This window comes from Anoxybacillus andreesenii (genome assembly GCF_030813005.1).
GTDB lineage: Bacteria > Bacillota > Bacilli > Bacillales > Cytobacillaceae > Robertmurraya > Robertmurraya andreesenii.
Genome location: NZ_JAUSTU010000016.1, coordinates 19,519 through 34,274, shown reverse-complemented (window position 1 = coordinate 34,274; position 14,756 = coordinate 19,519). Strand labels below are relative to the sequence as shown.

At 41.9% G+C, this 14,756-nt stretch carries 16 protein-coding genes; 15 read left to right on the top strand and 1 reads right to left on the bottom strand.

Going from position 1 to position 14,756, the window contains the following annotated elements; genetic code table 11:
- Window positions 1-5 precede the first annotated feature (5 nt).
- From J2S07_RS15665 to J2S07_RS15615, 11 genes are all read left to right on the top strand, one after another.
- Window positions 6-290, top strand: coding sequence for a EutN/CcmL family microcompartment protein (locus J2S07_RS15665; RefSeq protein WP_307151351.1), 285 nt, complete (start codon window positions 6-8; stop codon window positions 288-290).
- Window positions 283-1,446, top strand: coding sequence for an extracellular solute-binding protein (locus tag J2S07_RS15660; RefSeq protein ID WP_307151350.1), 1,164 nt, complete (start codon window positions 283-285; stop codon window positions 1,444-1,446). The genes J2S07_RS15665 and J2S07_RS15660 overlap by 8 nt, the downstream gene beginning before the upstream one ends.
- 2 nt (window positions 1,447-1,448) lie before the next feature.
- Window positions 1,449-2,780 (top strand): CoA-disulfide reductase, encoded by a 1,332-nt coding sequence (locus J2S07_RS15655; RefSeq protein ID WP_307151349.1) that lies wholly within the window; start codon window positions 1,449-1,451, stop codon window positions 2,778-2,780.
- Window positions 2,781-2,797: 17 nt separating this feature from the next.
- A complete protein-coding gene (locus J2S07_RS15650) occupies window positions 2,798-3,628 on the top strand; it encodes a CoA transferase subunit A (protein WP_307151348.1) in 831 nt (276 codons plus the stop codon).
- Complete coding sequence (locus J2S07_RS15645; protein WP_307151347.1) at window positions 3,625-4,353, top strand: CoA-transferase subunit beta; 729 nt, start codon at window positions 3,625-3,627, stop codon at window positions 4,351-4,353. Before J2S07_RS15650 ends, J2S07_RS15645 begins: the two co-directional genes overlap by 4 nt.
- A gap of 307 nt (window positions 4,354-4,660) precedes the next feature.
- Window positions 4,661-5,947, top strand: a complete 1,287-nt coding sequence (gene aceA / locus J2S07_RS15640) for an isocitrate lyase (protein WP_307151346.1) — start codon at window positions 4,661-4,663, stop codon at window positions 5,945-5,947.
- Window positions 5,948-6,190: 243 nt separating this feature from the next.
- Complete coding sequence (locus tag J2S07_RS15635; RefSeq protein ID WP_307151345.1) at window positions 6,191-6,640, top strand: YueI family protein; 450 nt, start codon at window positions 6,191-6,193, stop codon at window positions 6,638-6,640.
- A 330-nt stretch (window positions 6,641-6,970) separates the two neighbouring features.
- Entirely contained in the window at window positions 6,971-7,261 is a 291-nt protein-coding gene (gatC, locus tag J2S07_RS15630; RefSeq protein ID WP_307151344.1) for an Asp-tRNA(Asn)/Glu-tRNA(Gln) amidotransferase subunit GatC, read from the top strand.
- A gap of 12 nt (window positions 7,262-7,273) precedes the next feature.
- A complete protein-coding gene (gene gatA, locus J2S07_RS15625; protein ID WP_307151343.1) occupies window positions 7,274-8,731 on the top strand; it encodes an Asp-tRNA(Asn)/Glu-tRNA(Gln) amidotransferase subunit GatA in 1,458 nt (485 codons plus the stop codon).
- A 12-nt stretch (window positions 8,732-8,743) separates the two neighbouring features.
- Window positions 8,744-10,171: an Asp-tRNA(Asn)/Glu-tRNA(Gln) amidotransferase subunit GatB gene (gatB, locus tag J2S07_RS15620; protein ID WP_307151342.1), complete on the top strand. Its 1,428-nt coding sequence runs from the start codon at window positions 8,744-8,746 to the stop codon at window positions 10,169-10,171.
- Between the two features lie 76 nt (window positions 10,172-10,247).
- Window positions 10,248-10,808 (top strand): thioredoxin family protein, encoded by a 561-nt coding sequence (locus J2S07_RS15615; RefSeq protein ID WP_307151341.1) that lies wholly within the window; start codon window positions 10,248-10,250, stop codon window positions 10,806-10,808.
- 16 nt (window positions 10,809-10,824) lie between these two features.
- On the opposite strand, the gene plsY is transcribed toward J2S07_RS15615, so the two are convergent.
- Window positions 10,825-11,436, bottom strand: a complete 612-nt coding sequence (gene plsY, locus J2S07_RS15610; protein ID WP_307151340.1) for a glycerol-3-phosphate 1-O-acyltransferase PlsY — start codon at window positions 11,434-11,436, stop codon at window positions 10,825-10,827.
- 162 nt (window positions 11,437-11,598) lie between these two features.
- On the opposite strand from plsY, the gene J2S07_RS15605 reads away from it, so the two are divergent.
- The 4 genes from J2S07_RS15605 to J2S07_RS15590 are packed head-to-tail and all read left to right on the top strand — an operon-like array spanning window position 11,599 to window position 14,646.
- Window positions 11,599-12,174 (top strand): sigma-70 family RNA polymerase sigma factor, encoded by a 576-nt coding sequence (locus J2S07_RS15605; RefSeq protein WP_307151387.1) that lies wholly within the window; start codon window positions 11,599-11,601, stop codon window positions 12,172-12,174.
- Complete coding sequence (locus tag J2S07_RS15600) at window positions 12,171-12,626, top strand: hypothetical protein (RefSeq protein WP_307151339.1); 456 nt, start codon at window positions 12,171-12,173, stop codon at window positions 12,624-12,626. The genes J2S07_RS15605 and J2S07_RS15600 overlap by 4 nt, the downstream gene beginning before the upstream one ends.
- Window positions 12,626-13,705 (top strand): hypothetical protein, encoded by a 1,080-nt coding sequence (locus J2S07_RS15595; protein ID WP_307151338.1) that lies wholly within the window; start codon window positions 12,626-12,628, stop codon window positions 13,703-13,705. Before J2S07_RS15600 ends, J2S07_RS15595 begins: the two co-directional genes overlap by 1 nt.
- Window positions 13,702-14,646, top strand: a complete 945-nt coding sequence (locus tag J2S07_RS15590; RefSeq protein ID WP_307151337.1) for a hypothetical protein — start codon at window positions 13,702-13,704, stop codon at window positions 14,644-14,646. Before J2S07_RS15595 ends, J2S07_RS15590 begins: the two co-directional genes overlap by 4 nt.
- Window positions 14,647-14,756: the final 110 nt, after the last annotated feature.

Here is a 14,756-nt window from a genome sequence, read left to right as displayed (position 1 = left end):
GAAACATGGTAATTGGAAGGGTAATTGGCAGAGTAGTTTCGACAAGAAAATATGAAGGGATGCAAGGTGTGAAGCTTCTTGTTATCGAGCCTTGCTTCGGAAATAAGAGTGACTACTTTGTAGCTGCAGATGAACTTGGAGCTGGAGAAGGTGAATTGGTTCTAGTTTCAAAGGGAGAAACTGCTCGCCATGCCCTCGATAAGTTCGCTCCCATTGACGCAATAGTTGTAGGGATTGTAGACGGTGAACCTACCATTGAAATCAGCCGTGCAGGTGTTAGCAATGAATAAAAGATTAAAAGTGTTAGCGGTAAGAGATCCTGCAGTATATGCCTATACAGATGAACGCTATTCCATAATTGAGGGTTTTGAAAAAGGAAATGAGGCAACTGTTGAGTTTTCCATCGTCCCATGGGATGAGTATTATGGCATGATGATGGATACATTTGCTGGTAAGCATGAGTTTGATATTGTCATGGTCGCAGGTCATCTTTGGCTGAAGGATTTTGTTCAAAAAGGCTACTTAGCAGAAATCTCAGCACCGGAAACGATGGAATATGATCAAGAGGATATTCTCCGTGTCATTGCAGATGAAATGAAGATTGATGGTAAGACCTATCTTTATCCTTCCTTTTGTGACGGCCATATTCTTCTCTATCGAAAATCGATTGTTAAGGAATCAATGGGTATAGAACTTCCTGAAGCCGTCAATACGGATACAATTTTCTCTATTGCAAGACGATGTGACGGAAGGCAAGGCATGCGTGGGATTGCGATGAAGGCTGCACAAAGTGAGATCTTCACTGACTTTCTGCCCTTTTTAAGAAATGAAGGAATCGATGCCTTTGATGAAGTTACCCATGCCCCTGTTTTTAACCAAGAAAAAGGAAGAATTGCATTAGAGAAGTACATGGCCTTAAAGGAATACGCTCCAAAGAACACGCATCTATATGGCAATGATGAGGTAAGGGAATCCTTTCAAAAGAAAGAGACGGCTCTAGCAGTTACTTGGGGTGGGCAGCTAGGAGCTGTACTAACAGATGAGTGTTTAGAGCTTGAGGATGTAGGATTTTCAGCCATTAAGACATCATGGAATGTGACCTGGAGCTTTGGCATAAATGCGAAATCAGAAAATCAGGAGCTTGCCAATCAATTTTTAGCGTATGTAACATCAAAGAATGTCGATCGAATCATTGGTGGTTATGCGGGTTCACCAGTTCGAAAGTCAACATATGAAAAGGATTCTAGCCAGTATCCATGGTACCCAGTACATCTTCAGTTAATCTTAAAATATGCTAAGCCGCTTCCTAGTATGGAGAATGCAGGAGAAAAAACAGCACCGTTATACCAAGCGATTCACGAGGCATTTACGGAGAAAAAGAGCGTAGCCGAAGCGTTAGATGAAGCGGAAGATAAGATTTTGCAAATTGACCGTAGGAGAAGCTAACTATGAAGCTATTAGTAATCGGTGGGGTGGCGGCAGGAATGTCAGCTGCCTCCAAATTAAAAAGAATAAATAAAGATGCAGACATTGTTGTTTACGAAAAAGGACGTTTTTTATCATATGGAGCTTGTGGGCTTCCATACTATGTATCGGGCGAAAATGATGATTATACAAAAATGATCGCCAGAACAAAGGAACAATTTGAAGAGATGGGAATGCATATTTTCCTCCAGCATGAGGTTGTAAAGGTAGTCCCTGAAAAGAAGCAGGTCATGATTAAAGACCTGGTAAAAAATAAACTCTTTATTGATACCTATGATAAATTGATGATTGCTACAGGTACTGTTCCAATTGTTCCTCCGTTTCCTGGGGTACAGCTTAAGAACATCCATGGTTTAAAAACACTGGAGGATGGAATTTATCTGAAGGAAGTGGCGGATCAGCCAAATATTCAGGATGTTGTGATCGTGGGTGGAGGCTATATTGGAATTGAAGTAGTAGAAGCGATGCTAAGGCTTGGAAAGAGAGTTCGAGTCATTGAACTGTCTGATCGAATCCTTAGAACCTTTGATTCGGAATTAACCGATCTTGCTGAAAAGGAGCTAGTCAAGCACGGGGTCGAATTGAATCTTGGTGAAAAGGTTGAAGGCTTTATCGGTTCTGAACGGGTAGAGGCGGTCCAAACCGACAAAGGAACCTATCCTGCGGATTTAGTACTCCTATCCATTGGAGTAAGACCAGCTACGAAGTTTTTGGATGGCTCTGGTGTTGCTCTTGCCGAAAATGGAGCTGTCATTATTGATAGAGAAATGAGAACGAACATAAAAGACGTGTACTCCGCTGGGGACTGTGCTCAAGTGTATCATAAGGTTATGGAAGAGAACACATTTATTCCACTTGGAACGAATGCCAACAAATGTGGAAGACTTGCGGGTGCCAATATTGCCGGTCAACATAATAAATATGTTGGAACACTTGGTAGTGCGGCCATTAAAGTATGTGATTTAGAAATGGGCCGTACTGGTTTATCGGAGATTGATGCTCGTAATTTAGCGATTGATTATACGACTGTATTTGTCAAAAGTGCGGATCACCCAGGCTACTATCCGAACCAAACCCCTATTTGGATAAAGCTAATTTGTGAGAAGAGAACAAGAAGAATACTTGGTGCACAGGCAATTGGGAATAAGGGAGCAGTCCTAAGAATTGATATTTTTGCTGTAGCCATTCACAACAATATGTCAGCTGATGAATTGGGTATGACAGATTTAGTCTATGCCCCTCCTTTTGCAGGGGTTTGGGATGCAGTCCACATTGCTTGTAATGCGGTTAAGTAGGATTGGAGGTGGCATAAATGAAGAAACTGAAAAGCTTAAAGGATGCGATTCAGATAATAAATGACGGCGATATGGTTTCCTTTGGAGGTAATGTTCTTCATCGTGCTCCCATGGCCGCTGTTCGTGAGATTGCACGCCAAAATAAGAAGAACTTGAGACTTGTCAAAACAGCTGGGGCCCAGGACATTGATCTATTGTGCGCCATGGGCTGTGTGGAATCTGTTGATGCGGGGTTTGTCAGCTATGAATCGAAATATGGCCTTGCGAATCACTATCGTAAGGGTGTGCAATCCGGGACGATTAAGGGTAATGAACACGCCTGTTATACAGTCATCTGCGCTCTCCGCGGGGCAAGTATGAATGTTCCGTTTATGCCAGTTAAAGGGCTCAACGCAGGTGATTTGTTAGTAGAAAACGATTATTTCGTGGTCGTAGAGGATCCGTTTAGTGGCGAGCCTGTTACATTGGTTAAATCATTAGTACCAGACGTGGCGATTATTCATGTTCAGGAATGCGATGAAAAAGGGAACGCCATCATTTACGGACCGAAGTTTGAGGACACGCTATTAAGTCGAGCAGCTAAAAAGGTCATCATTACAGCCGAGCAAATTGTTCCTGAAACGAAAACAAAATTGAATGCTGAACGTGTGGATATTCCAGGTTTCCTAGTGGATTCTGTCGTGCATGTACCAAAGGGTGCAGCACCAAGTTCATGCTATAAAAAATATGATATCGATGACAAATCGATTTCATCATTTATTGGTATGAAAACAAAGGAAGAAATGCTTGCATATCTGAAGAGCTATGAAGTGAAGGATTATATCGGAGAAAGGATGGGGAGAAGATGACAAACAACACGGATTATCGAATAAGTGATATCATGACTTGTGCGATTTCAAATATGCTACAGGATAATGAAACGGTCTTCCATGGTGTCTCCTCTCATCTCCCAATGGTAGCGATGAAGCTTGCCAAATCCATGCATGCTCCTGATTTAGTTCATCTTAATATTCCTGGTGGAGTAAATCCTGGTTCAATTCAGCACTCCTCCTATTCCTCCGCTGGCGCAGAGTTGCTTGGAACAGGAGAGGCTTATTTTCCTCTTCAAGAGGTCTTTGACCTATCGATGCGCGGGAAGCTTGATGTTGCCTTTTTAGGTGGAATTCAGTTTGACATAAATGGAAACGTAAATGCATCTGTCATTGGAAATTATCATAAACCAAAGGTAAGGCTGCCAGGTGGTGCTGGAAGTGCTGTGCTTATTCCGACAGCAAAAAAAGCTATTATTTGGAGGACGAAGCACGATAAAAGAACCTTTGTAGAAAAGGTTGATTTCACCACGACAAGGGGAAATCTCTGGAGGATCGTGACTCCGCTTTGTGTATTTGAGTTTCGCCATGGAAAGCTTCATCTTGAAAGCATTCATCCGACCTCAAGTCTAGAAGAGGTCCAAGAGAATACAGGCTTCGAACTCATCTATGATAAATTGAAATATACGAGCCTACCAACGAAACAAGAGCTTCAAATGCTGAAGAAAATTGATCCCCATGATTATCGCTCCATCGAATTTTAGAATTGTTTGTTTCTTGCTTTTTTAAAAGACTAATAGATTAGATACATGAAGTATTTTTAGTAAACCCTCTTTTCCTTTTAACGGGATGAGAGGGTTTTTTGCTGCTTAAGAAAACAGTTCTTGGCGTATTGTCGAAAAAGTTTTCTAAAAAATATGAAAAAGAGGGTTCCATTTCTCGAATTACTGTTATATAATACAAAATATATAGAGCAAGTCTGTATTATAACAAAGGGGTAATATAGATAGGGTCAAAAAGAGAAAGCTCTGCAGAAAAACAAATATTCATAGTTTGAGAGGAGAATGGGAAATGACAAACGAAAGAGTAAAGCAATTGCAAGAAAGCTGGGAGATGGATGCTCGCTGGAAAGGAATCACAAGACCATACACAGCGGAAGATGTGATTAAATTACGTGGTTCAATCGATATTGAGCATACATTAGCTCGACGCGGTGCTGAAAAGCTGTGGAACCTTATAAATACTGAGGATTTTGTTAATGCTTTAGGTGCATTAACTGGAAACCAAGCGGTACAACAGGTAAAGGCCGGATTGAAGGCCATCTACTTAAGCGGATGGCAGGTTGCCGCGGATGCGAACCTGTCTGGTCATATGTATCCAGACCAAAGCTTGTACCCAGCAAATAGTGTTCCACATGTGGTGAAGCGTATTAATCAAGCTCTTCAACGAGCAGATCAAATCTCATACCTAGAAGGCGACGAGTCCATCGACTGGTTTGCACCAATTGTAGCGGATGCAGAAGCTGGTTTTGGTGGGCAGTTAAACGTATTCGAACTCATGAAGGGCATGATCGAAGCAGGAGCAGCTGGTGTTCACTTCGAGGATCAGCTTTCTTCTGAGAAAAAATGTGGCCACTTAGGCGGAAAAGTATTGCTTCCAACTCAAACGGCAGTTAAGAACCTGATTGCTGCACGTCTTGCTGCAGACGTAATGGGCGTTCCAACTGTTTTAGTTGCCCGTACGGATGCGAATGCAGCGGATTTAATTACGAGTGATGTTGACCCTTATGATGCGGAATTTATTGTTGGAGAACGAACTGCTGAAGGATTTTACCGTACGAAAGCTGGTTTAGACCAAGCAATCGCACGCGGTCTTGCTTACGCGCCTTATGCAGACTTAATTTGGTGTGAAACTTCTGAACCAAATATCGATGAAGCAAGACGTTTTGCTGAAGCGATCCATGAGAAGTTCCCTGGCAAGCTACTAGCATACAACTGCTCACCTTCCTTCAACTGGAAAGCGAAGCTTAGCGACGAGGAAATCGCTAACTTCCAAATTGAGCTTGGAAAAATGGGCTACAAGTTCCAATTCGTTACACTTGCTGGCTTCCATTCATTGAACCACAGCATGTTCAATCTTGCTCTTGGCTACAAGGATCGTGGCATGGCTGCATACTCTGAATTACAGCAAGCTGAATTTGCAAGCGAAAAGGATGGGTACACAGCTACTCGCCACCAAAGAGAAGTTGGTACAGGCTACTTCGATCAGGTGTCCATGGTTGTAACAGGCGGTACTTCTTCTACAACAGCATTAAAAGGCTCAACAGAAGAAGAGCAATTTACTGCAAGTACAAAGTAATCCTCCATTAATAATGTGGATTTTCTAACTATATCTTTCTCCAATTTTGTCCTTCTCTTCAATCGAAGAGGAGGATTTTTTTCGATCGTTGTGGCAAACTGGAAGTATTAATCAATTGATTAAATGAATCGTTGCTGATATGTATACCAAGAGCAGAAAGCCATGAATAGAGAAGAGTTTTTATGCACGGTGCGTCGTTTCTATTCATACATAATAATAGCCTGATAGTGAGGGGGAAAAGAAATGACAAAACCCAATGTGGAGGATTATCTTCAGCAGGGCATCTATGGTCAAAAGGAAATCAACCCTGATGAGAGAAGAAAATTTTTAGGAACGTTGCGTGAAAGAATTGTTATTGCACTCACACAAGGACAGGTCATGCAAGAAGGAATTTTTCAAGAGGTCGAGGATGCTCTTAAAGTCAATCAAGGAGCCAAATTATTATTAAACGGAAATATCGATTATTCCTATTTATCAAAATACACCAAATTAAGCAATCAAAATAATGTTGAATATACGATTGTGACCAACAAAGAGCATAATACTGACATCGGTTTAGTTCTTACCTATGATCATGCGGTAGATAAAGAAGAGATTTACATTACCCAAAAGAAAATAGAATACGAAGAAAGCAAGGGCACACCTAAAAAAGGAGTATTCTCACTTTTTTCAAATATCTTTAAGAATAAATAAGATGTAATGAGTTTATGAGGACAAGACCTAGGGGAATGCGCCCGAACTTGTCGTCATAGCGGTTGAATGAGGACAAGATCAGGAGGAAATCACCGGAACTTGTCGTCATAGCCGCCGAATGAGGACAAGATCAGGAGGAAATCACTGGAACTTGTCGTCATAGCCCCCTGAATGAGGACAAGATCTAGAGTAACCCACCCGATCTTGTCCTCATAACAATTACATGAGTAATTCATGTCAAAGAGCCCTGCTCTCTATTGCTTTATTGCGGTAAATTTTGTTATTATCAAGTTATTGTTTAGGTCTTAAATTTAAGTGGAGGTGATAGAGATGTCAAGGATTACAGCGGAACAGGTTAAGCATGTTGCCCACTTGGCAAGACTGGCGGTGACAGAGGAGGATGTGCAGAAATTTACGCAACAGCTCGATGCCATCATTACCTATGCAGAGCAGCTTAATGAACTCGATACAGAACATGTGGAACCGACTTCACATGTATTAAATATGAAGAATGTGATGAGAGAAGATATTCAATCAGAAGGACTTCCACGTGAAGAGGTTCTGAAAAATGCACCTGAACACGAGAATGGACAAATTAAGGTGCCATCGATTATAGAGTAAGGAGGGGGAAGCATGGGTTTATTTGATCAGAAGCTAAGCACTCTTCATGAGTCATTACATAATAAAGAAATTTCTGTCTCGGATCTTGTGGATGAGTCTTATAAAAGAATCGGACAGGTTGATGATAAGGTTCAGGCATTCCTAACGTTAAACGAAGAGAAGGCACGCCTCAAAGCAAAAGACCTTGACGACAAGCTCGGTACGAATGAATCAAAGGGTCTTTTATTTGGAATGCCAATTGGAATTAAGGACAATATCGTTACGAAAGGGTTGCGCACGACTTGTGCCAGCAAGATTCTTGAAAACTTTGATCCTATTTATGATGCAACAGTTATGCACAGGCTTGAGGAAGCGGAAGCCATTACGATTGGAAAGTTGAATATGGATGAGTTTGCAATGGGCTCTTCAACGGAAAATTCCAGCTTTCAATTAACAAGAAATCCTTGGAATCTCGAAACCGTACCAGGTGGTTCTTCGGGTGGTTCAGCAGCGGCGGTTGCTGCGGGGGAAGTACCATTTTCCTTAGGGTCAGATACCGGTGGCTCCATTCGTCAGCCCGCATCATTCTGTGGTGTCGTTGGCCTGAAGCCTACATATGGACGAGTTTCCCGATACGGATTAGTGGCATTTGCCTCTTCTCTTGATCAAATCGGGCCAATTACAAGAACAGTGGAGGATAATGCCTATCTCCTTCAAGCAATTTCAGGTGTTGATCCAATGGATTCAACCTCTGCCAATGTTGATGTGCCTAATTTTGTGCGATCCTTAACAGGTGATGTTAAGGGACTCAAAATTGCCGTACCGAAGGAATACCTTGGTGAAGGGGTAAATGAAGAGGTTAAGCAATCGGTCATGAATGCCCTTCAAACTTTAGAAAAGCTAGGTGCAACATGGGAGGAAGTATCGCTTCCTCATTCTAAATATGCATTAGCCACTTATTATCTACTATCTTCCTCAGAGGCTTCTGCCAATCTAGCACGCTTTGATGGGGTACGATACGGCTATCGTTCACCAAATGCAGAAACTTTGATGGAACTATATAAAAATACAAGAGCAGAGGGCTTTGGTGAAGAGGTTAAAAGAAGAATCATGCTCGGAACCTTCGCGCTTAGCTCGGGGTACTATGATGCTTATTATAAGAAGGCACAAAAGGTGCGTACGTTAATTAAGCAAGATTTTGAAAAAATATTTGAATCATACGATGTTATTGTTGGACCAACGACCCCAACACCAGCTTTTAAAATCGGTGAAAATATTGCTGACCCAATGACGATGTACTTAAACGATATACTCACGATCCCAGTGAACCTTGCGGGAGTACCAGGAATCTCCGTTCCTTGTGGATTATCAAATGGTCTGCCTCTTGGTCTGCAAATCATTGGAAAGCATTTTGATGAAAGTACCGTTTACCGAGTTGCCCATGCGTTTGAGCAGGCGACTGATTTTCATAAACAAAAACCACAATTGTAAGGGGTGAGACGAATGGAATTTGAAACGGTGATAGGACTTGAAGTCCATGTGGAATTAAAGACAGACTCGAAAATATTCTCTTCTAGCCCGAACCATTTTGGTGCAGAACCGAATACCAACACAAGCGTCATTGATTTAGGCTATCCAGGTGTTCTGCCTGTCCTCAATAAAAAGGTAGTTGACTACGGCATGAAGGCTGCAATGGCACTGAACTGTGAAATTGCGACGGAAACGAAATTTGACCGGAAAAACTATTTTTACCCAGATAACCCGAAGGCCTATCAAATTTCGCAATTTGACAAGCCGATCGGAGAGCATGGCTGGATTGAAATTGAAGTGGATGGCTATAAAAAGAGAATCGGGATTACCCGTATTCATCTTGAAGAGGATGCAGGCAAGCTTAATCATGAAAAGGGCTATTCCTTATGCGACTACAACCGCCAAGGAACTCCCCTAATCGAAATCGTCTCTGAGCCAGACATTCGCACACCCAATGAGGCTTATGCTTACTTAGAAAAGCTAAAGTCGATCATACAATATACTGGTGTTTCCGATTGTAAAATGGAAGAGGGCTCGCTCCGCTGTGATGCAAATATCTCCATTCGCCCAGTGGGACAAAAGGAATTCGGGACAAAGACAGAGCTGAAGAACTTGAACTCTTTTAACTTTGTACGAAAAGGGCTGGAGTTTGAACAAAAGCGGCAGGAGGAAGTGATTCGTGCGGGTGGTACGATCGAGCAGGAAACACGCCGCTTTGATGAAGCAACAGGTCATACGATTCTGATGAGGGTCAAAGAAGGATCGGATGACTATCGCTATTTCCCGGAGCCAGATTTGTTAGATTTGTATATTGATGAGGAATGGAAGGCAAGAGTGCGTGCAGAGATTCCAGAGCTACCAGATGCTCGAAAGAAGCGTTACATCGAAGAGCTTGGCTTGCCTGAATATGATGCCGCCGTACTAACGGTAACAAAGGAAATGGCTGATTTCTTTGAGGCAACCGTTGCAGCAGGTGCAGAAGCGAAGCAGGCGTCTAACTGGCTGATGGGAGAGGTATCGGGCTATTTGAATGCTGAGCAGAAAGAGCTTGCTGATGTTGCGCTGACTCCTGAAGGCTTGGCGGGAATGATTAAGCTGATTGAAAACGGCACGATTTCATCCAAGATTGCGAAAACCGTGTTCAAGGAGTTAATCGAGAATGGCGGCGATGCGGAGCAAATCGTCAAGGAAAAAGGGCTCGTGCAAATTTCCGATGAGGGTGCACTGTTGAAGGTTGTTACAGAAGTGTTAGACAACAATCCGCAATCGATTGAGGACTTTAAGAATGGTAAGAATAAAGCGATCGGTTTCCTTGTCGGACAGCTGATGAAGGCAACAAAGGGACAAGCAAATCCACAAATTGTCAACAAACTGTTACAGCAGGAAATACAAAAACGATAAGCAAGCAATTATGATTACGAAAGTCAGTAGGATATAATCATCTTACTGGCTTTTATTTTTGGGGAGGGAAGAAAGTATGAACTTAATCGATTGGTTTCAAAAAGGGTTAACCTACGAAGAATACAAGGCACAAATGAAGGTAAATCTCGACGAAATGAATTTGATTTATGAAAAATTCGAGCTAGATGAGCAACAAAAATCTGAGCTTACAGCCTTAAAAGGACGGACATCAAAGGTAATCGTCCTGACAGAGGATTGGTGTGGGGACGCCCTCATGAATAATCCCATTCTCATGAAAATAGCTAAAGAACTAAACCTAGATGTTCGTTTTGTACTTAGAGACAGTAATTTAGAATTAATGGATCAATACTTAACAAACGGGACGGCACGATCAATTCCGATCTTTGTCTTTATCGACGGGGAAGGCAATGAAAAGGCGGTGTGGGGCCCGAGAGCTTCTGAAGCACAGAACTTGGTCGATACATTAAGAAGCGAGCTTCCTCCAAAAGATGCTGAGGACTTTGAGGAAAAGCAGAAGGAATTGTATAAGAAAATTAAGCAAACCTATTTAGAGGACCAGAACTTATGGCATTCCGTTGCCAATAGCATCATCTCAAAATTGAAAAATGAGAAATAGAGGACTCCTCTATTTCTCATTTTTTCTTTGAAATTCGGTCATTTTTCAAGTTTTTGTCGTTTACTTTCGGTTCCTTATGGGCCTTGAAGTTACGAATATTAGAGCGATGCAGGAAAATCAAGAATAATATGAAAAAGAAAAAGATAAGTTCATAGCTTTGACCCGGTTCCAATAATGAATAGATAAATAAAGCGACCCCGACTGAAATGGACCCCATAAATACATACTTTGTTGCAAAAATAACACCAAAAAAGCTCACATAAGCAACAACCAGCATCCACGGGTTGGCAATGAGAAGTGTCCCTGCTGTGGTGGCGATCGCTTTTCCTCCGCGAAAGTTAGCGAAGATTGGGAAGCAATGACCCAAGACGGCTACCAATCCGATCAGAAGTGGATCGGCATCCACATGCAGAATATAGGGTAGTGCCGCAGCAAGCGCTCCTTTGCCGATGTCCCCGATTAAAACGATAACACCAGCCCTCTTCCCAAGTACCCTCACTGTATTCGTTGCACCCGGATTATTGCTGCCATGGTTACGAATATCGACTCCGTAAAAAAGCTTTCCCACAATTATAGCAGTGGGTATGGACCCGATCACATAGGCCGCTACATATAGAAGAACAGTCATAACATCCCCCTTAATATTCAGGTTATCCTTATACTATCATATTGTGATAATGTGGAAATAGAAATTTTTTGGAACAGGTATCTAATAGAAAGTGCCAGCTCAAGATGACAAAATTTTTTTCAAAAAAGTGTAGGGTTATGAATTTCCTAATCGTCTATTGAAATAGAAGCTGCTCGAAAGGGGGAGAGAGAGATTAGCGATCAGGTTCTGATTAAGAAAATACTAGACGGAAACGATCATGCCTTTAGGCTGCTCGTTGAGAAATATCGTACGGAATTGTTTCGAACCATCTTTGCTGTCCTAAGGAATCAAAAGGATGCCGAAGACGCTACACAAGAAGTCTTTTTGAAGATCTATCATTCTCTTCCCCAATATGAGAATCAAGGCTTCAAAACATGGATGAAAAGAATTGCAGTTAATCACGCCATTGATATTAAGCGAAAGCAAGCGAGACGCAGAGAGGAAGTGGTTGAAGGGCTCGAATATGATGCCCTTACCTCCACTCGAGACCATGTCGAATCCGAGGTAATTAGCATGGAGAGGCGGCGTCTTGTAAGAGAACGACTGGAGGAGCTTCCGGATAACTATCGAGGAGTCGTCTATGACTTCTATATAGAAGAGAAGAGCTATCAGCAGATGGCAGAGGAACAGCAGGTACAGGTGAAGACCATTGAAACGAAGCTGTACCGGGCAAGGCATTGGATGAAAAAGCATTGGAAGGAGGACGATTTTTCATGAATCATGTTTCCTACGAGGAATGGGTCAAGTACGTGAACAATGAAATAAATGACAATGTCCGTGAGGTGTATGATGATCATTTATACAGCTGCGACCAATGTTTGGAGCTTTATCTACAAGCCGTGACCGAGCTTGAATCCTCGTTGCCGGTTCTTTCAAACGCAGACGACTTTACCAACCTGGTGATGGCAGACGTTTCACAAGTGAAAAAGAAATTGCCTGAAAAACAAGCACCGTTTTATCAAAGGACGAGTTTTCATTATATAGTGGCTGCAGCAATGACACTACTTTTTATGACATCCGGTGTTTTTCAATCGATTACGAAATATGCGGGTGCTGTGGAAACACCGAGCATTGATGAAAGCCCGCCTTCTATGACGGAAGAGATAATGAATAAAACGTTTGCGTGGATCGATACATTCGAGATTAAAAATAGGGAGGCGAACAAGTAATGAAAAACCCAATACTAGCATTTTTATTGGCATTCTTCCCTGGAGGAGGGTTGCTTTACTTACGAAAAACATTCCGAGGACTAGCTTATATGTTCGGCGAGTTTGGGCTGATTGCACTATTTTTTATACTCATGACCGGATGGGAACAGGAGTTAGCCATGGTAGTGTTTATTTTCGGTGTCATTCTATATATCGTCAACCTTATTGACACTGCGATGACCGCTTCGAAAACAGTATATAACAAGGTTACCGTCCAGATGGAAAATGACCCTGTTAAATCACAAACTCAGGAGCAGGAGCGATTTTTCACGATTGTCCTATCCTTTGTTCCAGGCGTGGGACATTTTCAGCTGGGGCTTATGAATCGTGGGATGACCCTTTTAACGGCTTTTCTAGGCTCGATCATCATGGTGTTTTTTGTAACAGTTCTTACTTCTAGAGGAGAATTTCTTATCTTTCTAGCGATTTTGCCTGTCATTTGGGTATATGGGTTCTTTGATACGATGCAGCAATTAAATAAAAAGCAAAGAGGAGAGGAACTTGTGGACCGTTCGATCTTAGAGGATTTAGAAATGAAAAGAGAGGATGGAAAGAAGAGCAAGTCGATTGCTACCTTCCTGTCGATTTTTCCAGGGGCGGGGCATTTGTATCTAGGGATTCAGCGCCGAGGAATTCAGCTGATGGCTGCCTTTCTTTTCTCCATCTATATTTTGGATGTGTTGAGACTTGGGATCTTCCTTTTCCTCATTCCGATTATCTGGTTCTACAGCTTCTTTGATGGCTTGCAAAATGCATCAAGATATGGAAAGGAAGAGATAGAGGACACGCCGATCATATCCAATCTTATTAATCACCAGAAATGGATTGGAATCGGTTTGATTCTGCTAGGACTTTATTATTTGACAAGCAGTATCCTTTTACCAGCATTGTCATCGATGCTCACTGATTTAATTAATATTGATTTAAAGTATTGGTTCGACCGCTACTTCCAGACGGGCATTGTATGCATCTTGCTTATCGGCGGCGGAATTAAGCTGCTTACGGGAAGCAAGCCGAAAAAGGAGGAGATCTCGGAATGAAGGAAGAACTGCAAAAGAGAACATGGCGGGTTGGAACAATTTCGATGGGAATTTCCCTATTGTTCTTGGGGGTATTTCTCTTATTTTCACAGTTTACAGGTGTTGGCTTAACGAAAATTATGATTTCCTGGTGGCCGGTGATTCTTATCGTACTAGGAGTCGAAATTCTTCTCTACTTATACTTATCAAGAAAAGAGAAGCCTTTTATCAAATATGATTTTCTGAGCATTTTCTTTGTTGGAATTATCGGGATGGTTGGCATTGGGTTTGCTGTGTTAAGTACAACGGGGCTTCTTGATATTATCGATACAGAACTGTCGAGAGAAGAGAGGACGGTGGAACTGCCGGAATACTCCGCAAAAATTGAAGATGATATCAAAAGAGTTGTGCTTAAGACAGAGCAAAACACTATTTTGGTGGAAGGGACCTCGAGTCAGGAGGTGGCTATGTTTGGAACCTACACGGCCTTTTCCGGTAAAAATAAGCAGCTTGTATCCAAAGTAGAAGATTATCTATCTGTTCATAAGAAAGGGGATACCCTCTTCCTGACGGTAAAAAGATTGCCAAATGAATCAGGAGTCTTCAATCATTATGAAGGTCAATTAGAAGCGACAATTTTAATTCCTGCAAGAATTAAACTAGAAATATTGGGAGAGGGGAATCCGATTACCTTAAAGCCACGTGAACTTCAAAATAATTGGAGTGTAGAGGATGCTTCAGACGTCTCGTTGAGTGTGGAGGAGAACAGTAATGTAAATATACTGGCTTCACAAGTGCAAGAGTTAAATAGTCAGGATGGAAAATGGAATGTGGAGGAGAAACACGATCCAAATAGCGAGTCCTCCTCTTATAGAAATGGCACGTTTAAAATTGGCGAAGGGACGCACAATATAAATATTGTTAGAGCCTATCAGGTTAGCTTAAGCATGATGAAGCAATAAGAAAACTCTCAGCCTCAGCTGGGGTTTTTCTTTTGGAAAGAGCCTTTTCTCATACTTTGTGGCCATTAGAGAACGACCCCCTTGCAGGAATGAGATAAAAGGAATAATAT

Excerpts from the sequence above, each read along its gene's own strand:
- J2S07_RS15650 (WP_307151348.1), top strand. The coding sequence starts at position 2,798 with ATGAAGAAACTGAAAAGCTTAAAGGATGCGATTCAGATAATAAATGAC.
- J2S07_RS15665 (WP_307151351.1), top strand. The coding sequence starts at position 6 with ATGGTAATTGGAAGGGTAATTGGCAGAGTAGTTTCGACAAGAAAATAT.
- J2S07_RS15655 (WP_307151349.1), top strand. The coding sequence starts at position 1,449 with ATGAAGCTATTAGTAATCGGTGGGGTGGCGGCAGGAATGTCAGCTGCC.
- gatA (WP_307151343.1), top strand. The coding sequence starts at position 7,274 with ATGGGTTTATTTGATCAGAAGCTAAGCACTCTTCATGAGTCATTACAT.
- gatB (WP_307151342.1), top strand. The coding sequence starts at position 8,744 with ATGGAATTTGAAACGGTGATAGGACTTGAAGTCCATGTGGAATTAAAG.
- plsY (WP_307151340.1), bottom strand. The coding sequence starts at position 11,436 with ATGACTGTTCTTCTATATGTAGCGGCCTATGTGATCGGGTCCATACCC.
- J2S07_RS15660 (WP_307151350.1), top strand. The coding sequence starts at position 283 with ATGAATAAAAGATTAAAAGTGTTAGCGGTAAGAGATCCTGCAGTATAT.
- gatC (WP_307151344.1), top strand. The coding sequence starts at position 6,971 with ATGTCAAGGATTACAGCGGAACAGGTTAAGCATGTTGCCCACTTGGCA.
- J2S07_RS15645 (WP_307151347.1), top strand. The coding sequence starts at position 3,625 with ATGACAAACAACACGGATTATCGAATAAGTGATATCATGACTTGTGCG.
- aceA (WP_307151346.1), top strand. The coding sequence starts at position 4,661 with ATGACAAACGAAAGAGTAAAGCAATTGCAAGAAAGCTGGGAGATGGAT.
- J2S07_RS15635 (WP_307151345.1), top strand. The coding sequence starts at position 6,191 with ATGACAAAACCCAATGTGGAGGATTATCTTCAGCAGGGCATCTATGGT.
- J2S07_RS15600 (WP_307151339.1), top strand. The coding sequence starts at position 12,171 with ATGAATCATGTTTCCTACGAGGAATGGGTCAAGTACGTGAACAATGAA.
- J2S07_RS15595 (WP_307151338.1), top strand. The coding sequence starts at position 12,626 with ATGAAAAACCCAATACTAGCATTTTTATTGGCATTCTTCCCTGGAGGA.
- J2S07_RS15590 (WP_307151337.1), top strand. The coding sequence starts at position 13,702 with ATGAAGGAAGAACTGCAAAAGAGAACATGGCGGGTTGGAACAATTTCG.
- J2S07_RS15615 (WP_307151341.1), top strand. The coding sequence starts at position 10,248 with ATGAACTTAATCGATTGGTTTCAAAAAGGGTTAACCTACGAAGAATAC.